Source organism: Stutzerimonas tianxiuensis (genome assembly GCF_053470365.1).
The window spans coordinates 62,542-78,091 of the sequence record NZ_JBPVWS010000009.1 but is presented as its reverse complement, the minus strand read 5'-3'; the positions used below and the strand labels follow the sequence as shown (position 1 = coordinate 78,091).

Annotated in this window: 14 protein-coding genes; 2 read left to right on the top strand and 12 right to left on the bottom strand. The window is 61.3% G+C overall.

Annotated elements, in window-relative coordinates; translation table 11 throughout:
* Nucleotides 1-216: 216 nt before the first annotated feature.
* The 3 genes from ACSSNI_RS13045 to ACSSNI_RS13035 all read right to left on the bottom strand — a co-directional run bounded on the left by ACSSNI_RS13045 (nucleotide 217) and on the right by ACSSNI_RS13035 (nucleotide 2,561).
* Nucleotides 217-1,506: a mechanosensitive ion channel family protein gene (locus ACSSNI_RS13045; protein ID WP_234484548.1), complete on the bottom strand. Its 1,290-nt coding sequence runs from the start codon at nucleotides 1,504-1,506 to the stop codon at nucleotides 217-219.
* Nucleotides 1,507-1,644: 138 nt separating this feature from the next.
* Complete coding sequence (locus tag ACSSNI_RS13040; protein WP_101153254.1) at nucleotides 1,645-1,731, bottom strand: small membrane protein YohP; 87 nt, start codon at nucleotides 1,729-1,731, stop codon at nucleotides 1,645-1,647.
* Between the two features lie 95 nt (nucleotides 1,732-1,826).
* Complete coding sequence (locus tag ACSSNI_RS13035) at nucleotides 1,827-2,561, bottom strand: sulfite exporter TauE/SafE family protein (protein ID WP_148926432.1); 735 nt, start codon at nucleotides 2,559-2,561, stop codon at nucleotides 1,827-1,829.
* A 167-nt stretch (nucleotides 2,562-2,728) separates the two neighbouring features.
* Here ACSSNI_RS13035 and ACSSNI_RS13030 point away from each other — a divergent pair, with 167 nt between their 5' ends.
* Nucleotides 2,729-3,625, top strand: coding sequence for a CAP domain-containing protein (locus ACSSNI_RS13030; RefSeq protein WP_234484549.1), 897 nt, complete (start codon nucleotides 2,729-2,731; stop codon nucleotides 3,623-3,625).
* Nucleotides 3,626-3,645: 20 nt separating this feature from the next.
* Here ACSSNI_RS13030 and ACSSNI_RS13025 read toward each other — a convergent pair whose 3' ends face one another.
* Nucleotides 3,646-4,017, bottom strand: a complete 372-nt coding sequence (locus ACSSNI_RS13025; protein ID WP_019340982.1) for a SpoIIAA family protein — start codon at nucleotides 4,015-4,017, stop codon at nucleotides 3,646-3,648.
* Between the two features lie 302 nt (nucleotides 4,018-4,319).
* Between ACSSNI_RS13025 and ACSSNI_RS13020 the strand changes: the two genes are divergently transcribed.
* The gene (locus ACSSNI_RS13020; protein WP_200639086.1) at nucleotides 4,320-5,915 is read left to right on the top strand and encodes a methyl-accepting chemotaxis protein; all 1,596 of its coding nucleotides are present in this window, start codon (nucleotides 4,320-4,322) and stop codon (nucleotides 5,913-5,915) included.
* A 108-nt stretch (nucleotides 5,916-6,023) separates the two neighbouring features.
* Here ACSSNI_RS13020 and ACSSNI_RS13015 read toward each other — a convergent pair whose 3' ends face one another.
* From ACSSNI_RS13015 to ACSSNI_RS12980, 8 genes are all read right to left on the bottom strand, one after another.
* Entirely contained in the window at nucleotides 6,024-6,305 is a 282-nt protein-coding gene (locus tag ACSSNI_RS13015; RefSeq protein ID WP_019340980.1) for a peptidylprolyl isomerase, read from the bottom strand.
* Between the two features lie 70 nt (nucleotides 6,306-6,375).
* Nucleotides 6,376-7,920 (bottom strand): glycerol-3-phosphate dehydrogenase, encoded by a 1,545-nt coding sequence (gene glpD, locus ACSSNI_RS13010; RefSeq protein WP_200639087.1) that lies wholly within the window; start codon nucleotides 7,918-7,920, stop codon nucleotides 6,376-6,378.
* A gap of 388 nt (nucleotides 7,921-8,308) precedes the next feature.
* Nucleotides 8,309-9,067: a DeoR/GlpR family transcriptional regulator gene (locus ACSSNI_RS13005; RefSeq protein ID WP_200639088.1), complete on the bottom strand. Its 759-nt coding sequence runs from the start codon at nucleotides 9,065-9,067 to the stop codon at nucleotides 8,309-8,311.
* A gap of 143 nt (nucleotides 9,068-9,210) precedes the next feature.
* Nucleotides 9,211-10,722, bottom strand: a complete 1,512-nt coding sequence (glpK, locus tag ACSSNI_RS13000; protein WP_148926429.1) for a glycerol kinase GlpK — start codon at nucleotides 10,720-10,722, stop codon at nucleotides 9,211-9,213.
* Between the two features lie 12 nt (nucleotides 10,723-10,734).
* The gene (locus ACSSNI_RS12995) at nucleotides 10,735-11,613 is read right to left on the bottom strand and encodes an MIP/aquaporin family protein (protein WP_148926428.1); all 879 of its coding nucleotides are present in this window, start codon (nucleotides 11,611-11,613) and stop codon (nucleotides 10,735-10,737) included.
* Nucleotides 11,614-11,931: 318 nt separating this feature from the next.
* On the bottom strand, nucleotides 11,932-13,587 hold the full coding sequence (locus ACSSNI_RS12990) for an FMN-binding glutamate synthase family protein (protein WP_200639089.1): 1,656 nt from the start codon (nucleotides 13,585-13,587) through the stop codon (nucleotides 11,932-11,934).
* A 96-nt stretch (nucleotides 13,588-13,683) separates the two neighbouring features.
* The gene (locus ACSSNI_RS12985) at nucleotides 13,684-14,109 is read right to left on the bottom strand and encodes a DUF1810 domain-containing protein (RefSeq protein WP_200639090.1); all 426 of its coding nucleotides are present in this window, start codon (nucleotides 14,107-14,109) and stop codon (nucleotides 13,684-13,686) included.
* 229 nt (nucleotides 14,110-14,338) lie between these two features.
* Nucleotides 14,339-15,370 carry an ion channel gene (locus tag ACSSNI_RS12980; protein WP_200639092.1) on the bottom strand — a complete coding sequence of 344 codons (1,032 nt, stop codon included), beginning with the start codon at nucleotides 15,368-15,370 and terminating at the stop codon, nucleotides 14,339-14,341.
* Nucleotides 15,371-15,550: the final 180 nt, after the last annotated feature.

Genomic DNA, 15,550 nt, shown 5'->3' with positions numbered 1-15,550 from the left:
ACCTTTTGGCTCGTGCACCGTCTGCGCCGCGGTATAGCGCGCCGACCTACACTCGACCGCGGTTAGCTGATGCGGTTCCGGTTCATCGCCCGTTTCGGTTCGTGCCTGTAACGAAATCAGGTCTTGGCGGCGCTCGGGAGGGCGAGCGCCTGGGGCTGCGCCTGCCATGTCTTCAAGCGGTTATGCAGCAGCGCTCGACGGCACGAGGAGCCGCGATCAGCTTTTCGGCGTATGTACCACGATGTGCTGCCTCGCCTGATCTGGCAGCGTGATTCCCGCGTTAAGCAGCTCGGCGACCAGGGCCTTGCGTACCTCCGAGGCGGTGGTGACGAAATCCGAGCGGCGCGAGTCGCACCAGAACAGCACATCGAAGACCAGCTGACTGTCGCCCAGATCGATCAGCAGGACCTCGGCGTGCGGAGTCGCTAGTACACCGGGTGTTTGTTGGGCGGCGTCACGCATCACGGCGCTGATGGTCTCGATGTCGATGCCGTAATACAGCTTGCAGACCACCTTGCCGCGGCGGACTGGCGCCGCCGTGTTGTTGGTGACACGCGAGGTGAAGGTCTCGGCGTTGGGGACCAGTACGCGGCGTCCGTCATAGGTGCGGATCTGGGTGGCGCGCAGCTCGATGCGCTCCACGCTGCCCTCGGTCTCGCCGATGATGATCTGGTCGCCCAGCTGGAACGGCCGCAGCGTCAGGATCAGCAGCCCACTGACGAAGTTGGAGAGAATGTCCTTGAGCGCAAAACCCAGCGCCAGACTGGTCAGGCCAAGGCCGGTGGCCAGGGTGCTGGGCTCCAGGCCAAAAGCACTCGCTGCGACGATGATGCCGAGCACCCAGACCGCGTAGTAGCTCACCTGCCGGACTAAATTCTCGACGGTCAGATCATTCGCCAGGCGACGCACGATTTTCTTCATCAGCGCGCGTACGCCGGTGGCCAGCCCCCAGAACAACAGCAGGACCAGCAGGGCGGCCAGTACCCGCGGAATGATATTGACCGCGGATTCGACCAGGCGCGCAAAGGCGTTTTCGACGCTCGACTGCACCGAGGTCAAGAACCGCCCACGGTCTGAATCACGGCGTTTGGCAGCCGTTGCCAGAGCCCGGTCGAATATCGCTGCCCAGTCGCGGGCCAGTCGGTCGAGCGGCTGGCCGTTGGCTTCGGCATCGGCCGGCGAGACCACCATCAGCGGTCGTCCGGCTACGCTGATCTGCAGCCCCTCATCCTCCTCGGATTCAGTTGGCTCGATACGCGCCCGCGTGATGCCTTTGGGCGTTTCCAGCACGGCTGCCAGTTGCCGTTCGATTTGCCGTGCCCGTGGTCGCGCTTCGAGTTCTTCGCTGGGGCCGATACGGAACAGCGCGCGGCCATCCAGGCGCACCGTCGCCACGCCCTCCTGCGCCCATACGTGCATCGTCGGCAGCATGGACATGCAGAGCAGCATCAGCAGGGCGAGCGGGCGTAGCAGGGCAGGAAACGGGTTAGCGAGGCGAGAAGACATGGCGATCATCAGCATTCGGAGGGCAGAGGCCGGATACGAACAGGCCGCCGTGTGACGGCGGCCTGTCAGTGAATCTTGCAACGTGCCGTTGTGCGTACCGAGGCACCGTGGTTGCAATGCAATCGTCTTTCGTTGGCGTTAGAAAATCAGCGCGAACAAGCCGATCACGACCAACAGACCGATCAGAAAGATGATGCCTACTGTGCTGCCCAGAAACTTCAGCATGAGGATGACTCCTTTGCAGTGGGTTCACTAAATCCGACTGGGCAGTGGTGCGAACGTTCAGAAAACCGGGCGGCCGGTCGTGCCTGGTGCGCGTTTCAGAGGCTTTTGTAGATCAACTGCAACCCGGCCAGGAGCATCCCAAGGCGAGCGATCCGATAGAACAATTTGTGGTCGATGCGCTTGTGCAGCCAAAGCCCGGCCCAGACGCCGAACGGCACTACCGGCGCCAGCGTCAGGCTGAGTAGCAGGTTTTCGCGGCTGAACTGGCCGAGCGCGGCGTAGGGGATCAGCTTGATCGCATTGGTCATCAGGAAGAACAGGTTGATGGTTGCCACGTAGCGGAGCTTGTCCAGCTGCTGCGGCAGCAGGTGCATCATGATCGGCGGCCCGCCGGCGTGTGCGACGAAACTGGTGAAGCCGGCAATAGAGGAGAGCAACGTGCCACGACCGCGCTGCAGCGGTCGCGGCTTGTCGTTGTTGGTGATCAGCCCTAGCAGTACGAAGCCAACAGCGATTGCGCCCATCATCAGGCCGATCATGCGCTCGTCGAGCATGCCGAAGGTCAGCGAGCCCAGCGCAATGCCAATCAACGCGCCCGGCATCATCACCTTCAGATTCGCCTTGTCCCAGTGGCCGACGTAAGCCTTGAGGCCCACGACATCAGCCAGACAGAGAATCGGCAGCATTACTGCGGCAGCTTGTTTCGGCGATATCGCCAGCGCCAGCAGCGGTACGGCGATGCCGCCCAGGGCGCCACCGAAGCCGCCTTTGGACAGGCCGGTGAGGAAGATCGCCGGCAGGGCAAACAGCAGGAAATCAGAAAGGGTCATGAGTGTGGTCAGGGGGGCGGGTCGGGGTTGGGCAGCGCTGTGCATCATCGCATCATCGCCGCCTGGTTGTGGTCTTAGACGACCTTACAAGTTTGGCGGTGTGCCGGAGCGGATCGCCCGCGACGGATCGTGGTCAGCATCTTTAATCGCAGACAGACAGGTGACCCATGACCCCGCTTATCAAGACTCCAATCACATCCTCAGCAGACGGTGCGCCAACCCGTGTGGCGGCTGGCGCCCTGCTGATCCTGGCAACGAGCCTGGCGTGCCCGGCGCATGCGCAGGAATCTGACCCCTTGATCGGCTTGATCAATGAATTTCGTGAGGCCGAGGAAGCCTGCGGAAGTGGCGAAGCCCAGGCGGTCGGGCCACTGGCGCCCAATGCTGCGCTGGCCGTGGCACCCGCCACCAGCGGGGCGCAGTTGCAGCAGGCGTTGCAGGATGGCGGTTATAGGCCATCCAAACTGCAAGCCATCTCGGTCTCAGGGCCGGGCGATGCGCAAAGCGCAATGCAAGCCCTCAAGCAGCGATATTGCGCACCCCTGCGTAGCCATGAGTTCGCCGAAATCGGGGTGTCGCGCCAGGGCAACACCTGGCAGGTGCTGCTGGCCAAGCCACTGCTTTCGCCCGACCTTGGCGACTGGCAACAGGTTGGCAAGAACATTCTGCAGAGGGTCAATGAAGCGAGGGCGCAGCCGCGCAACTGCGGTAGTCGGGCCTTCGAGGCGGCACCGGCGTTGAGCTGGAACGGCGAGCTGGCCGATGCTGCCCTGGCGCACAGCCGCGATATGGCCAAACAGGACTTCTTCAGCCATCGGGCGCCGGATGGCAGCATGGTGAGTGACCGCGCCAACCGTGCCGGGTACAGCTGGGAGCGTATCGGCGAGAACATTGCGGCGGGGCAGGGGGCGGCAGATCAGGTCATGGCGGGTTGGTTGGCCAGCCCCGGGCATTGCAGCAACATCATGAATCCGGATTTCACCGAGATGGGCGCGGCCTACGCTATCGACAAGTCCAGCGCCGCCGGCAGCTACTGGACCCAGGTATTTGGTACGCCCCGCTAGCGGGCTGTCGGGAAGCCTGGTCAGTTCTGGCTCTCCAGCCAGTTATGCGCTTCGGTGTTCTGGTTCTCGTCGAAGGCCTTGATGGCCAGGCCGGGGAACAGCGCACCCTCGATCTCGCTGGCCCTGCGCAGCCAGTCCTTGTTGGACACCACTGCGCAGCGATCGAAGCGGCGGATGAAGCGAAACAGCTGGGGGATTCGCGCCAGTTCGACACCCATCGCGCCCAGGGTCGGTATATCGAAATCACCAATGCGATAGAGCATTTGGCCGTGGCTGATGCCCTCTGATTTTCGCATCAGTTCGTCGAGTGCGAAGCGCATCTCGCTGCTGTCGAGTTTGCCGGAGAAATCCACGTCGATGCGATTGTCACCAATGCGGGTTACATGAAACATGACGAGTCCTCAATGAAGAAAATGGGTGCCAGACAAGTCTCCCTGCCATTACCTGACCATAGTCGTTATACGGCGTTCGGTCGGCCAAAAATGTGTCTATTTGAAGCTGTTTAATTGATCTGGATCAGTGCGTGGGGACTTGTCTCATGAGTGTCCTGAAATGGATCAAACGCCCGTATGACGGGACTTTCAGAAAGGTGATCGACGGCTATCAAGTTGCCTCTGTTACAGCCGAGAAGTGGGTAACTGCGACGCCGTCGAGTGATGGCAGCGCTTTACCTTCCCTGTAGTTGGATACACCTATGACCAGCACTTTGGCGAACGTCATCCAGTCTGTATTGCGCGGATTGGGTCTGCGTACCATCAACCACCAGTTCTTCTTTTCCTACAGCCTGATCTTTCTTTGCGCGGCCCTGACCGCTGGGGTGCTGTTCATGTCCAGCAAGGACGCCAGCCAGATCGACATGGCCGGCGCCCAGCGCATGCTCAGCCAGAAGATGATGAAAGAGGCGTTGTTGGCTTCCCAGGGCATCGGTGGGCCTGCAGACGTGGAGAAGACCATTCAGCGTTTCGAACAGTCGCACCGTCTGCTGCTCAACGGCGATGGCAGCCAGGGCGTTGCCCCGGTAGAACTGGCCAGTGCCAAGCCTCATCTGCAGCGCGTTGACCAGATATGGCAGCGCTATCGTCCCGCCGTGCAGGCGCTTGCGACGGGCCAGAGCGCTGATCTGAAAGCGGTCGCCGCAGATGCCAACGAAATTCTCGCAGCGTCCAACGAGGTGGTGTCGCTGATTTCCGCCGAGGCTAATCGCAGTGCTTCACAGCAACTTTGGGTCGCCATGGCCTCGACGCTGTGCATTCTATTTCTGGTAATTCTCGGAAGAATCGCCGGCATGAACTGGCTGATGCTGCAGGTCGATGAGCTCCGCAGTCGGTTGGAAAAGGTCAGTCAGGGTGATTTCTCCGCGCCGCTGCAGGTGCGCCATGCTGACGACGAAATTGGCATGATCACTCTTGCGTATAACCGCCTGCTGGTGCAGGTCGGCGAGATGATTCGTGGGGTGCGTCAGGCCGCCGATGAAGCCGATGGCCAGTGCGTACGCATGGCAAATCTGGCAGGCGACAGTGCGCGCAACGTCGAGGCGCAGCAGGCCGAGATTGATCAGGTCGCCACCGCCATGAACGAGATGCTCGCCACCTCGCAGGAAGTGGCGCGAAGCACCGTCGAAGCGGCCAGTGCGGCGGATCTCGCCGAGCAGGAAACCAGCGCTGGTAATGCGGTGATGAACGAATCGGTCACCGCCATCCGCGCCTTGACCGGCCATGTCGACGGGTTGGCCGGTGTGATGCAGCAGCTGGTGAAGGACAGTCACGAGATTGGCAAGGTGCTCAACGTGATCAGCGGCATCGCCGAGCAGACCAATTTGCTGGCGCTCAACGCCGCCATCGAAGCTGCACGAGCAGGCGAGCAGGGACGCGGCTTTGCCGTGGTTGCAGACGAGGTACGCAGCCTGGCCAGTCGCACACAGGATTCGGCTAAGGAGGTCAGTGTGCTGGTCGAGCGTCTGCAGAGCCAGGCCACCCGTGCCGGCGATGCCATGGATGCTTCACGCCAGAGCAGCTCGACGACGCTTACCCAGATCGAAGCGGCGCAACATGCCTTGGGCGAGATCGTTGGTGCGGTGCAGACCATTCGCGGCATGACGAACCAGATCGCGACGGCGGCCGAGGAGCAGTCACAGGTTGCCGAGGACATGAACCAGTCGCTGACCCGTATCGCTCAGGTAGCCGATCAGGCGGCCAGCGCCACCCACGACACCGCGGCGTCAGGCAACACCATCATGCAGAGCATGAACGGACTCAAAGCGCTGACTGGTCGTTTCCGTCTGGAGGCGTGATCGGACTCACGATGAAGCGGGGAGGTACGGCTTGGAAGGGGGTCGCTCGGCGCCTCGATGGCTGAGCGGCCTGGGCATCCCCGCGCAAGATGCGCGGGGACAGCAGGATCAGTCCTGGCGGCTGGTCACTTCCAGCAGGTGATAACCGAACTGGGTCTTCACCGGACCTTGCACCTGGTTCAGCGGGGCGCTGAACACAACAGTGTCGAATTCCTTGACCATCTGGCCAGGACCGAACGAACCCAGGTCACCGCCTTGGCGGCTCGACGGGCAGGTGGAATTGTCCTTGGCAACCTGAGCGAAATCGGCGCCACCTTCGATGGCAGCTTTCAGCTCGTTGCACTTTTCTTCAGTGGGAACCAGGATGTGGCGGGCAGTGGCTCGGGCCATGGGGTGTTACTCCGTCTTGAGAAGTCGCTGAGCCTACCGCAATCGGCGGCGATCCGAAACGTCGCGGCCGTCAGGCCGCGTCTACGTCGGTCGTCCTGCTCACGTGCGCTTGCAAGTAGTGCTGCAGGCGGGTCAGTTCATCCGCGGTGAATGCCAGGCCAAGTTTGCTCCGGCGCCAGAGGATATCGTCGACCTGAGTGGCCCACTCTTCGCGGCGCAAATAATCAACTTCCTGTGCATATAGATGCTGGCCGAAGTTCTCTCCTAGCGCATCGAGCGAGCGGGCATCGCCGAGCATGCGCCAAACCCGATTGCCATAGAGGGTCGCCCAGCGTTTGGCGAGCGGTCGATCAATGCCTCTGATCTCGGCCATCAGCTCTGCAGCGAGCGCCTCGCCCGTGCTCATGCCTTCGCCGCCGGGCAGCGGGGCACTGGCTGTCCAACTTTCGCCCATGCGGGGGAAGTAGGGCTTGAGTTGAGCCATCGCCGACTCGGCCAGCTTGCGGTAGGTGGTCAGTTTGCCGCCGAAAACCGAAAGCAGCGGCGCCTGCTTTTCTTCTGCCGACAGCGACAATGTGTAGTCACGGGTGACGGCGGAGGGGTTGTCCGATTCGTCATCACACAGGGGCCTGACCCCTGCAAAACTGTGCAGGATGTCCTTAGCCTCGAGCTGCTTGCGAAAGTGCGTATTGGCGACACCCAGCAAGTAGGCGATTTCTTCTTCGCTGATGCTCACTGTGGCCGGGTCGCCACGGTACTCGCGATCGGTCGTGCCAATCATGGTGTAACGGTCGAGATACGGGATGGCAAAGACGATGCGCCGATCCTCGTTCTGCATGATGTACGCCTGCTCGCCTTCGTACAGTTTGGGCACGATGATGTGGCTCCCCTGAATCAGCCGAATGCCGTAGGGCGAACGCTGCTGCAGCTTGTCACCGATGAACTGCGCTACCCAGGGGCCTGCCGCATTAATTAGTGCCTTGGCGCGTAAGGAAAACCGAGTGCCGTCCTGTCGCTGCAACTCGACGTGCCAAATGCCGGCGGCGCGCTTGGCGCTCAGGCACTGGGTCCGGGTGTGGATGTGTGCGCCTTTCTCGCGCGCGGCCATCGCGTTGAGCACCACCAGCCGCGCATCGTCGACCCAGCAATCGGAATATTCGAAACCGCGCTTGATCTCGGCTTTGAGCGGGCTCTCCGAGCCAAAGCGCAACCCCCGCGACGCCGGGAGCTTTTCGCGCCTGCCCAGGTTGTCGTACAGGAACAGTCCGGCCCGGATCATCCAGGCCGGGCGCAGATGTGGGCGATGCGGCAGTACGAAGCGCATCGGTTTGACGATGTGGGGCGCTTTGGCCAGGAGCACTTCGCGTTCGGCGAGTGCCTCGCGAACCAGGCGAAATTCATAATGCTCAAGGTAGCGCAGGCCGCCGTGGATGAGCTTGCTGCTGGCTGAGGACGTATGACTGGCCAGGTCGTCGCGCTCGCAGAGGAACACCGACAAGCCCCGACCGGCTGCATCCGCAGCTATGCCCACACCATTGATCCCACCGCCTATCACGGCAATGTCGTACAGCTCGGAGACGGTTTCGCTCACGGCATCCTCCTCAAGAACGAACATTTATTTTCGAATATGAACATCCTAGCGCAGAAGAGCTTGCCTCTCTACAGTGGATGTTCATTTCTTATATCAAAAGAAAATAATCGAACCTATACGAACTGCTAATTGGTGCTGGCATTCCATCATTGACCAGCAGTTTCAGCTGGCATGCGCCCCTTTGACCGCAGCGACTGCGGGAGGTGATTGTGATTCACGAAGGTAGGGTGGGCTTCAGCCCACCGTGAAGGAGGCGCTGTTTGCAGGTGTTAGCGAATGCTCAGCGCTAGGTGAAATTGTCGTCTAGCTTGAGTTCGGGCCTGGGGATGCGGGGCGCAGGCGAGGCGTGAACACTCCTGGCCGGGGGCACGGCGGGCTTCGGTATTGCACCGGCCCGCCCTTAGAGAGTGGCTCAGTTAGTGATTTCCAGCTTTACATCATGCTGCGCCAGCAAGGCCAGAAAGGCTTCCGGTGGTTGAGCTTCAGTAAACAACATGTCGATCTGTTCAAGCGAACCGAGACGGGTCATGGCGCTGCGGCCGAACTTGCTCGAATCTGCAGCGAGAAAGACCTTCCGCGCGTTGTGAATGATGGCTTGTGAGACCCGGACCTCCTGGTAATCGAAGTCCAGCAGGGTACCGTCTTCATCGATCCCGCTGATGCCGATCAGCGCATAGTCGACCTTGAACTGCCCGATGAAATCCGCGGTGGCCTGACCGACCACGCCGCCGTCGCTGCGCACGTTGCCGCCGGCGATCAGCACGTCGAAGTCTTCCTTGGGACTGAGGATGCTCGCCACGTGCAGATTGTTGGTGATCACCTTGAGGTCGCGGTGGTTGAGCAGGGCGTGAGCGATGGCTTCGGTGGTGGTGCCGATGTTGATGAACAGCGACGCCTGGTCAGGGATGTGTGCGGCCATGGCGTCGGCGATGCGCCGTTTCTCGTCGCGCATCTGCCGGGCTCGCTGGGTATAGGCGGTGTTCTGTACGCTGGAATCGTGAGCGGCACCACCGTGGTAGCGGCGTAGCAGGCCGGCTTCGCCGAGCTGGTTGATGTCACGGCGGATGGTCTGGGGCGTCACCGCAAACTGTTGCGCCAGCTCTTCGATGCTGACGTAGCCGCGCTCGCGGACCAGGTCGAGAATGCTCTGCTGTCGTGGGGCCAGACTCATGGAGGCTTCCTTCTTATCGATATGCCGTGAAGGATGCCGCAGTCTGGGGTTTGATTAAAGAATTGTTCGTTTGCGAATAAACGCGCCCGGCGCGGTTCAGGACCGGGCCGGGCGCGATGACAGGGGTGCTTGTGCGTTGGGGCTTATTCCTCTTCCCAGTCGCGGGTGCGCCCCACCGCCTTCTTCCAGCCCTTGTAGAGGGCCTCACGCATCTCGTCGTCGCAGGCGGGTTCGAACACGCGCTCGATTGTGGCCTTGCTGCGCAACTCATCCAGGCTGCTCCAGAAGCCAGTTGCCAGACCCGCCAGGTAAGCGGCACCAAGGGCGGTGGTTTCCTTCATTTCCGGGCGCTCGACCTGGGTACCGAGCAGATCGGCCTGGAACTGCATGAGGAAGTTGTTCGCCACTGCGCCGCCATCCACGCGCAGTGAGCGCAGGCGCTCGCCGGCATCCTGCTGCATGGCATCGAGTACGTCGCGTGTCTGGTAGGCGATGGATTCGAGCGCGGCGCGGATGATGTGGTCGACCTTTACGCCCCGCGTCAGACCGAACAGTGCCCCACGGGCGCGTGGGTCCCAGTAGGGCGCGCCAAGGCCGGTGAATGCCGGTACGAGGTAGACGCCATTGCTGTCCTGAACCTTGGTGGCGAAGTATTCCGAATCCAGCGAATCGTTGATCACCTTCAACTCGTCGCGCAGCCACTGCACCGTGGAGCCGCCGTTGAAGATGGCGCCTTCGAGTGCATAGTTCACCTCGCCTTTCGGCCCGCAGGCGATGGTGGTGAGCAAGCCATGTTCGGACTGCACGGCCTTGGTGCCGGTGTTCATCAGTAGGAAGCAGCCGGTGCCGTAGGTATTCTTCGCCTGGCCCGGCTCGACGCACATCTGGCCGAACAGCGCCGCTTGCTGGTCGCCTGCGATGCCGGCAATGGGGATGCCGGTGCTTTGGCCGGAACCGAGATAGGCGTGGCCATAGACCTCGGACGACGAGCGCACCTCCGGCAGCATTTCACGCGGGATATCCAGCGTCTCCAGCATCACCGGGTCCCAGTCCAGCTTGTGGATGTCGTAGAGCATGGTGCGCGAAGCGTTGGTGTAATCGGTCACGTGTGCCTTGCCCTGGGTCATCTTCCAGATCAGCCAGCAGTCGACGGTACCGAACAAGAGTTCGCCACGACGGGCGCGTTCACGGCTGCCTTCGACATGGTCGAGGATCCACTTGATCTTGGTGCCGGAGAAGTAAGGGTCGATGACCAGGCCGGTGGTCTTGCGAATGTGATCCTGCATGCCGTCACGCTTGAGCTGGTCGCAGATCGGCGTGCTCTGGCGGCTCTGCCAGACGATGGCGTTGTAGATCGGCCGGCCTGTGACCTTGTCCCAGACGATGGTGGTTTCGCGCTGGTTAGTGATGCCGATGGCGGCAACCTGTTCATTGGTGATCCCGGCCTGGGCCAGCGCTTCGACGAACACGCCGCTCTGGGTCGCCCAGATTTCCATGGGATCATGCTCGACCCAGCTTGGTTGCGGGTAGATCTGTGCAAATTCGCGCTGAGCGATGGTCACCACGTTGGCGTTGCGGTCGAGCACGATGGCGCGGGAGCTGGTGGTGCCCTGGTCAAGGGCGACGATGAATTGCTTGTTGTTCTGGTTGCTCATGGTGTCGATTCCTTAACGAGCTTCGTGGGCAGTGACATCGTGTTTGGTGAAGGACTCGGCCTCGGGCTTAGTCTCGGGGACCGCGCACGCAGCGCCTCCCAGCCCTGGCAAATGTTTGCAGATCAGCGCCTTGTAACCGGCCGCACCAATGCAGGCACCCAGCACCGGGGCGAGCAGCGGGACCAGGAAATACGGAATGTCGCGTCCGCCAGTAAACGCGACTTCGCCCCAGCCGGCGAAATATGTCATCAGTTTCGGTCCGAAATCCCGCGCTGGATTCATCGCAAAACCGGTCAGCGGACCCATCGCCCCGCCAATCACGGCAATCAGCAGACCGATCAGCAGGGGCGCCAGTGGTCCGCGGGGCAGGCCGTTACCGTCATCGGTCAGCGCCATGATCATCCCCAGCAGGATAGCGGTAATCACCACTTCCACCAGAAACGCCTGGCCGATGGACAGCGATGGGTGCGGGTAGGTGGAAAACACCGATGCGAGCTGCAGGCTGGCGACACTGCCACGGGTTATTTGCTGCGCCTGTTCGAAATCGAAAAACAGGCTGCTGTAAAGACCATAAACCAACGCAGCGGCGCAGAAGGCGCCCGCCGTCTGCGCAAGGATGTAGGCGGGGACCTTGTTACGTTCGAAGGTGCCGAACAGCCAGAGTGCAATGGAGACTGCAGGGTTCAGATGCGCACCCGATACACCGGCGGCAAGGTACACACCCATGCTGACGCCGACACCCCAAATAATGCTTATTTCCCAGAGACCTAGGTCTGCACCGCCGAGCTTGAGCGCAGCTACGCAGCCGGTACCGAAGAAGATCAACAGAGCGGTGCCGAGAAACTCGGCGATGCATTGCCCCCGAAGCGTCGGGGTGGACGGGTTACTCATGCACTGAACCTCTTTGTAGGGCTGTTGTTTTTATGATCCGAATACTGCGCGGGGTTCGGAAATGTTCGGAATCGAAAACTTAAAGTCAAAATCTCGTGCTGTCAAAGTAAAAAGCTGAACATTTCAGCGGAAAACTGACAAAAGCACGCCGAACCTGTCATGAGTGGCAGGATTCTGGCGGGTGATGGTCTTGGCGGCGCCCTGGCCGATTAGAGCGCGCGCTGGCAGGTGGCGCCCCGCAGCTAATGCATCGCGCGGTCATCGATGCCGTTGGCTCGCAACAAACTGGGAGGCTGGCGGTGACGCCGGTTGGAGGGGTTAGCTGATCAGTGGCTCCTCGACCTGCGCTGCGCCACGGTCGGTTTTTTGCGGCATGGCTTCGAAGCTGTCCGCCTGGGCCATGCTCCAGATTCTGGCGAAGAATTCGCTGTCGATCTTTTTCGCCAGCAGCGCACCGGGCTGAACGAAATAGTAGAGCTGCGAGAACAGCTTGATTTCGGTCGTGCTGATTCGCCGGATCAGGTGGTGCGGGCCCAGTTCACCCGGGTGTGAGAGGCCGGCCGCTGCCAGCAGTTCGGCCAGGGCGTGCACGGTGTTGCGGTGAAAACTGAACACCCGTTCAGCCTTGTCGGGTACGACAAGCGCGCGTTGGCGCAGCGGGTCCTGGGTGGCGACACCGGTGGGGCACCGATTGGTGTGGCAGTGCTGTGACTGGATGCAGCCAATCGCGAACATGAACCCGCGGGCAGAGTTGACCCAGTCGGCGCCCATCGCCAGGACGCTGGTGATGTCGAAAGCGCTGACGATCTTGCCGCTAGCACCGATGCGGATGTGCTCGCGCAGGTTGCAGCCGACCAGCACGTTATGCACGAACAACAGGCTTTCGCGCAGCGGCATACCGATATGGTTGGTGAACTCCACCGGCGCCGCGCCCGTACCGCCTTCTTTGCCGTCAACCACGATGAAATCCGGATAGATACCGCTCTGTAGCATCGCCTTGACGATACCGACGAACTCCCATGGATGACCGATGCACAGCTTGAAACCGACTGGCTTGCCACCGGACAGCTCGCGCAGGCGGGAGATGAAATCCATCAGCTCCAAGGGAGTGCCGAAGGCGCTATGGCTCGCGGGGGAGATGCAATCAATGCCTTCCGGCACGCCGCGAGTGGAGGCGATTTCAGCATTGACCTTGCGCCCTGGCAGGATGCCGCCATGCCCGGGTTTAGCGCCTTGGCTAAGCTTGATCTCTATCATCTTGACCTGCGGGTCCCGTGCCTGCACGGCAAAGCGTTCCGGATCGAATGCCCCGCTCTCGGTGCGGCAGCCGAAATATCCGCTGCCCAGTTCCCAGACCAGATCACCGCCGTGCTGGCGGTGATAGGTGCTGATGCTGCCTTCGCCCGTGTCGTGATAGAAGCCGCCGAGCTTGGCACCACGGTTCAGCGCCTGAATGGCATTGCCGCTGAGCGAGCCGAAGCTCATCGCTGAAATATTGAACACCGATGCGGAGTAGGGCTGCTCGCACTGCGGTCCGCCGATGGACACGCGAAAGGTTTCGGGGTCGCTGACCGCTGCGGTGCGGATCGAATGGCCGATGCATTCGTATCCCGGTTCATAAACATCGATAAGGGTGCCGAAGGGCTTGTCATCCACCTGATTCTTCGCCCGCGCATAGACCAGCGAGCGCTGTGCGCGGGAAAACGGTACGCGTTCCTGATCGCTCTCGAGCAAATACTGACGAATCTCCGGACGGATGCCTTCGACCATGTAGCGGATGTTGCCGAGTATCGGGTAGTTGCGCCGCACCGCATGTTCGCACTGGCGCAGATCGCGGACGCCAATGAGCGAGAGCAGTGCGGTGACGATGAACAACGGCCATACCCAAGGGTGATTCAGAAAGGGCAGGCAAAACACGGCAGTGGCGACGCAGAGGACAAGAAAAGCGTAACGGCTGAACAGCGAGAGATTCATCTGGGCACCTGTATGAGGGCGGCGGACCTGCCAGAAAGGGGGAAGCCTACCGCACTGGCTGCGCTCCATCTAACGACGCCTGGTCTTCGCGCGTGCTCAATGGTGCAGACGCGACAGCGTGGCTGGGTCGGGATCGGCCGCGAAGAAAGCGTCGAGCACCGCCTGGAATACGGTTCGCTCAGGCGCGACGGCGGCGAACAGCGTCATGCTCGAGCGCAGCTTCATATCATCAGGCGAGCCGAGAATCTGCCGCGCCGGCCGCTCGGCATGGGCGAGCAGCGCTTCTGCGCATTCTTCCAGGCGAGGCCCGAGCAGCGGGTGCTGTGCATAAGCCGTGGCTTCGTTCGCATCCTTGATCGCGTAGCGACGCGCCATGTCGCTGTGACCGAGGCCCGCAATCTGCGGAAAGATGAACCACATCCAGTGGCTTTGTTTGTGGCCGGCCTTCAGTTCCGCCAGTGCCCGGTCGTAAACCGATTGTTGGGCGTCGACGAATCGTTGCAGATCGTGCGGGTCGCTCATGGTGCCTCCCGATTGCTCAGACTGTATAAATCAGAGCCGGGATGGCGTGGTTGATTCCCGAGAGATCGAGACCGAGGGAGCTGGGCTCGGCGATAACCGACGGGTGAGTCAGCGTGGGCAGGTCCAGATTCGTTGGGTCTACACGATGACCGTGATGCTCAGCTCGCTGTCGTGAAAGCCGAGCAACTACGGGGCTACCGGCGCAGGCCTGTTCGGCGCTGCGCCATTCTCAGCTGGCGTCGCCCAAGCCTGCGAGTCGAGCATCGGCGATGTAGAACAGCTCGCCGCCGCGCACTGAGACGTCATTGCCCGGGTTGATGATTGGTTGGGTCTGGTCCTTGGCGCGGTAGCCGATCAGCGTCGCGTTGTGACGGTCCTTCAATTGCTTGTACAGCGCGCCGACGGTGCTTTCAAAGCTCTCGGGCAGCAGCAGCCGATACTGGGTCGCGCCCTGGCCGACGCTCAGCAACTCGTTGATGATCACCGAGGAGCCTGGGTCCTGCGATGAGCGCACCAGCATCTCGATGGCCATGCTGGAGGTGCACTCCAGTTTCGGCGCGTAGCTGCGGGCAAGTCGGGCCGTCTCGCTGCTGCTGAAATGTGCAACCACATGGCCGACTGGGTTGAGCTGGTTGATGGTCAGCACCACTGCAAGTGTCAGGTCATCCGAGCCGGTGCGCACCAGCGTGCGTTCGGCCCCTTTCACCCCGGCGCGCTGCAGCAATGCCAGGGACGACAGGCTCTCGCCATGGATGAACTCGGTTTTGCCTGGCATCGGGTTTTCTTCGAGCACCGTGTCGCAGATGACGATCAGGTGGTCATTGGAGGTCTCGTCTTCGTGCAGCAGTTCGACGACGCGCTCGCTGATTTCGCCTTCCCAACCGATCACCACGGTATGGCCCGTGCAGGTGGCGAACGTCCCTTTGCCTTTCATGCCTTTCCTCCAGACTGCGATTATGGAATTAGTGGTTTTGCCGATGACGGCGGTCAACAGCGCGATGCCGCCGACCATCAACCAGGTGGACACAAAGATGCGACCGCCAGCGGTCTGCGGCGAGAAATCACCGTAACCGACGGTCAGCGCAGTAGTGAGATAGAAATAGACGAAGGTTTTGAGCTCGGTGAGCGGCGCTTCGGCAAACAGACGCAGGCCGACGTAGGACACACCGGCATGCACCGCGAGCGCGAATAACAGTGCGGCCCAGCCAAATCGGCTGGTGACCGCGGCCAGCTGTCTTCGCAACTGAATGATGATCGTCATCGACCCTGACTCCTTGGTTTGCGTTGTTCGCTGTCATAACCGAGGCTGGATAGGCAGCGGTCACGCGATGGACCTGCGGCATCCTAAGGGGCGACCCGTCCGCTGGCCAGTCCCCAAAAGGCCAGGATCATCGCTGAACCGTGTCTTTCCTGACGCGGCGAGGCGCTGACAGGTTGCGGC

Bases quoted from the DNA above. Each gene is read 5' to 3' on its own strand.
- ACSSNI_RS13020 (WP_200639086.1), top strand. From the start codon at position 4,320: ATGACCAGCACTTTGGCGAACGTCATCCAGTCTGTATTGCGCGGATTG.
- ACSSNI_RS13030 (WP_234484549.1), top strand. From the start codon at position 2,729: ATGACCCCGCTTATCAAGACTCCAATCACATCCTCAGCAGACGGTGCG.
- ACSSNI_RS12990 (WP_200639089.1), bottom strand. From the start codon at position 13,587: ATGAATCTCTCGCTGTTCAGCCGTTACGCTTTTCTTGTCCTCTGCGTC.
- ACSSNI_RS13045 (WP_234484548.1), bottom strand. From the start codon at position 1,506: ATGTCTTCTCGCCTCGCTAACCCGTTTCCTGCCCTGCTACGCCCGCTC.
- ACSSNI_RS12985 (WP_200639090.1), bottom strand. From the start codon at position 14,109: ATGAGCGACCCGCACGATCTGCAACGATTCGTCGACGCCCAACAATCG.
- ACSSNI_RS13025 (WP_019340982.1), bottom strand. From the start codon at position 4,017: ATGTTTCATGTAACCCGCATTGGTGACAATCGCATCGACGTGGATTTC.
- ACSSNI_RS13005 (WP_200639088.1), bottom strand. From the start codon at position 9,067: ATGAGTCTGGCCCCACGACAGCAGAGCATTCTCGACCTGGTCCGCGAG.
- glpK (WP_148926429.1), bottom strand. From the start codon at position 10,722: ATGAGCAACCAGAACAACAAGCAATTCATCGTCGCCCTTGACCAGGGC.
- ACSSNI_RS12980 (WP_200639092.1), bottom strand. From the start codon at position 15,370: ATGACGATCATCATTCAGTTGCGAAGACAGCTGGCCGCGGTCACCAGC.
- ACSSNI_RS12995 (WP_148926428.1), bottom strand. From the start codon at position 11,613: ATGAGTAACCCGTCCACCCCGACGCTTCGGGGGCAATGCATCGCCGAG.
- glpD (WP_200639087.1), bottom strand. From the start codon at position 7,920: ATGTTCGTTCTTGAGGAGGATGCCGTGAGCGAAACCGTCTCCGAGCTG.
- ACSSNI_RS13040 (WP_101153254.1), bottom strand. From the start codon at position 1,731: ATGCTGAAGTTTCTGGGCAGCACAGTAGGCATCATCTTTCTGATCGGT.
- ACSSNI_RS13035 (WP_148926432.1), bottom strand. From the start codon at position 2,561: ATGACCCTTTCTGATTTCCTGCTGTTTGCCCTGCCGGCGATCTTCCTC.
- ACSSNI_RS13015 (WP_019340980.1), bottom strand. From the start codon at position 6,305: ATGGCCCGAGCCACTGCCCGCCACATCCTGGTTCCCACTGAAGAAAAG.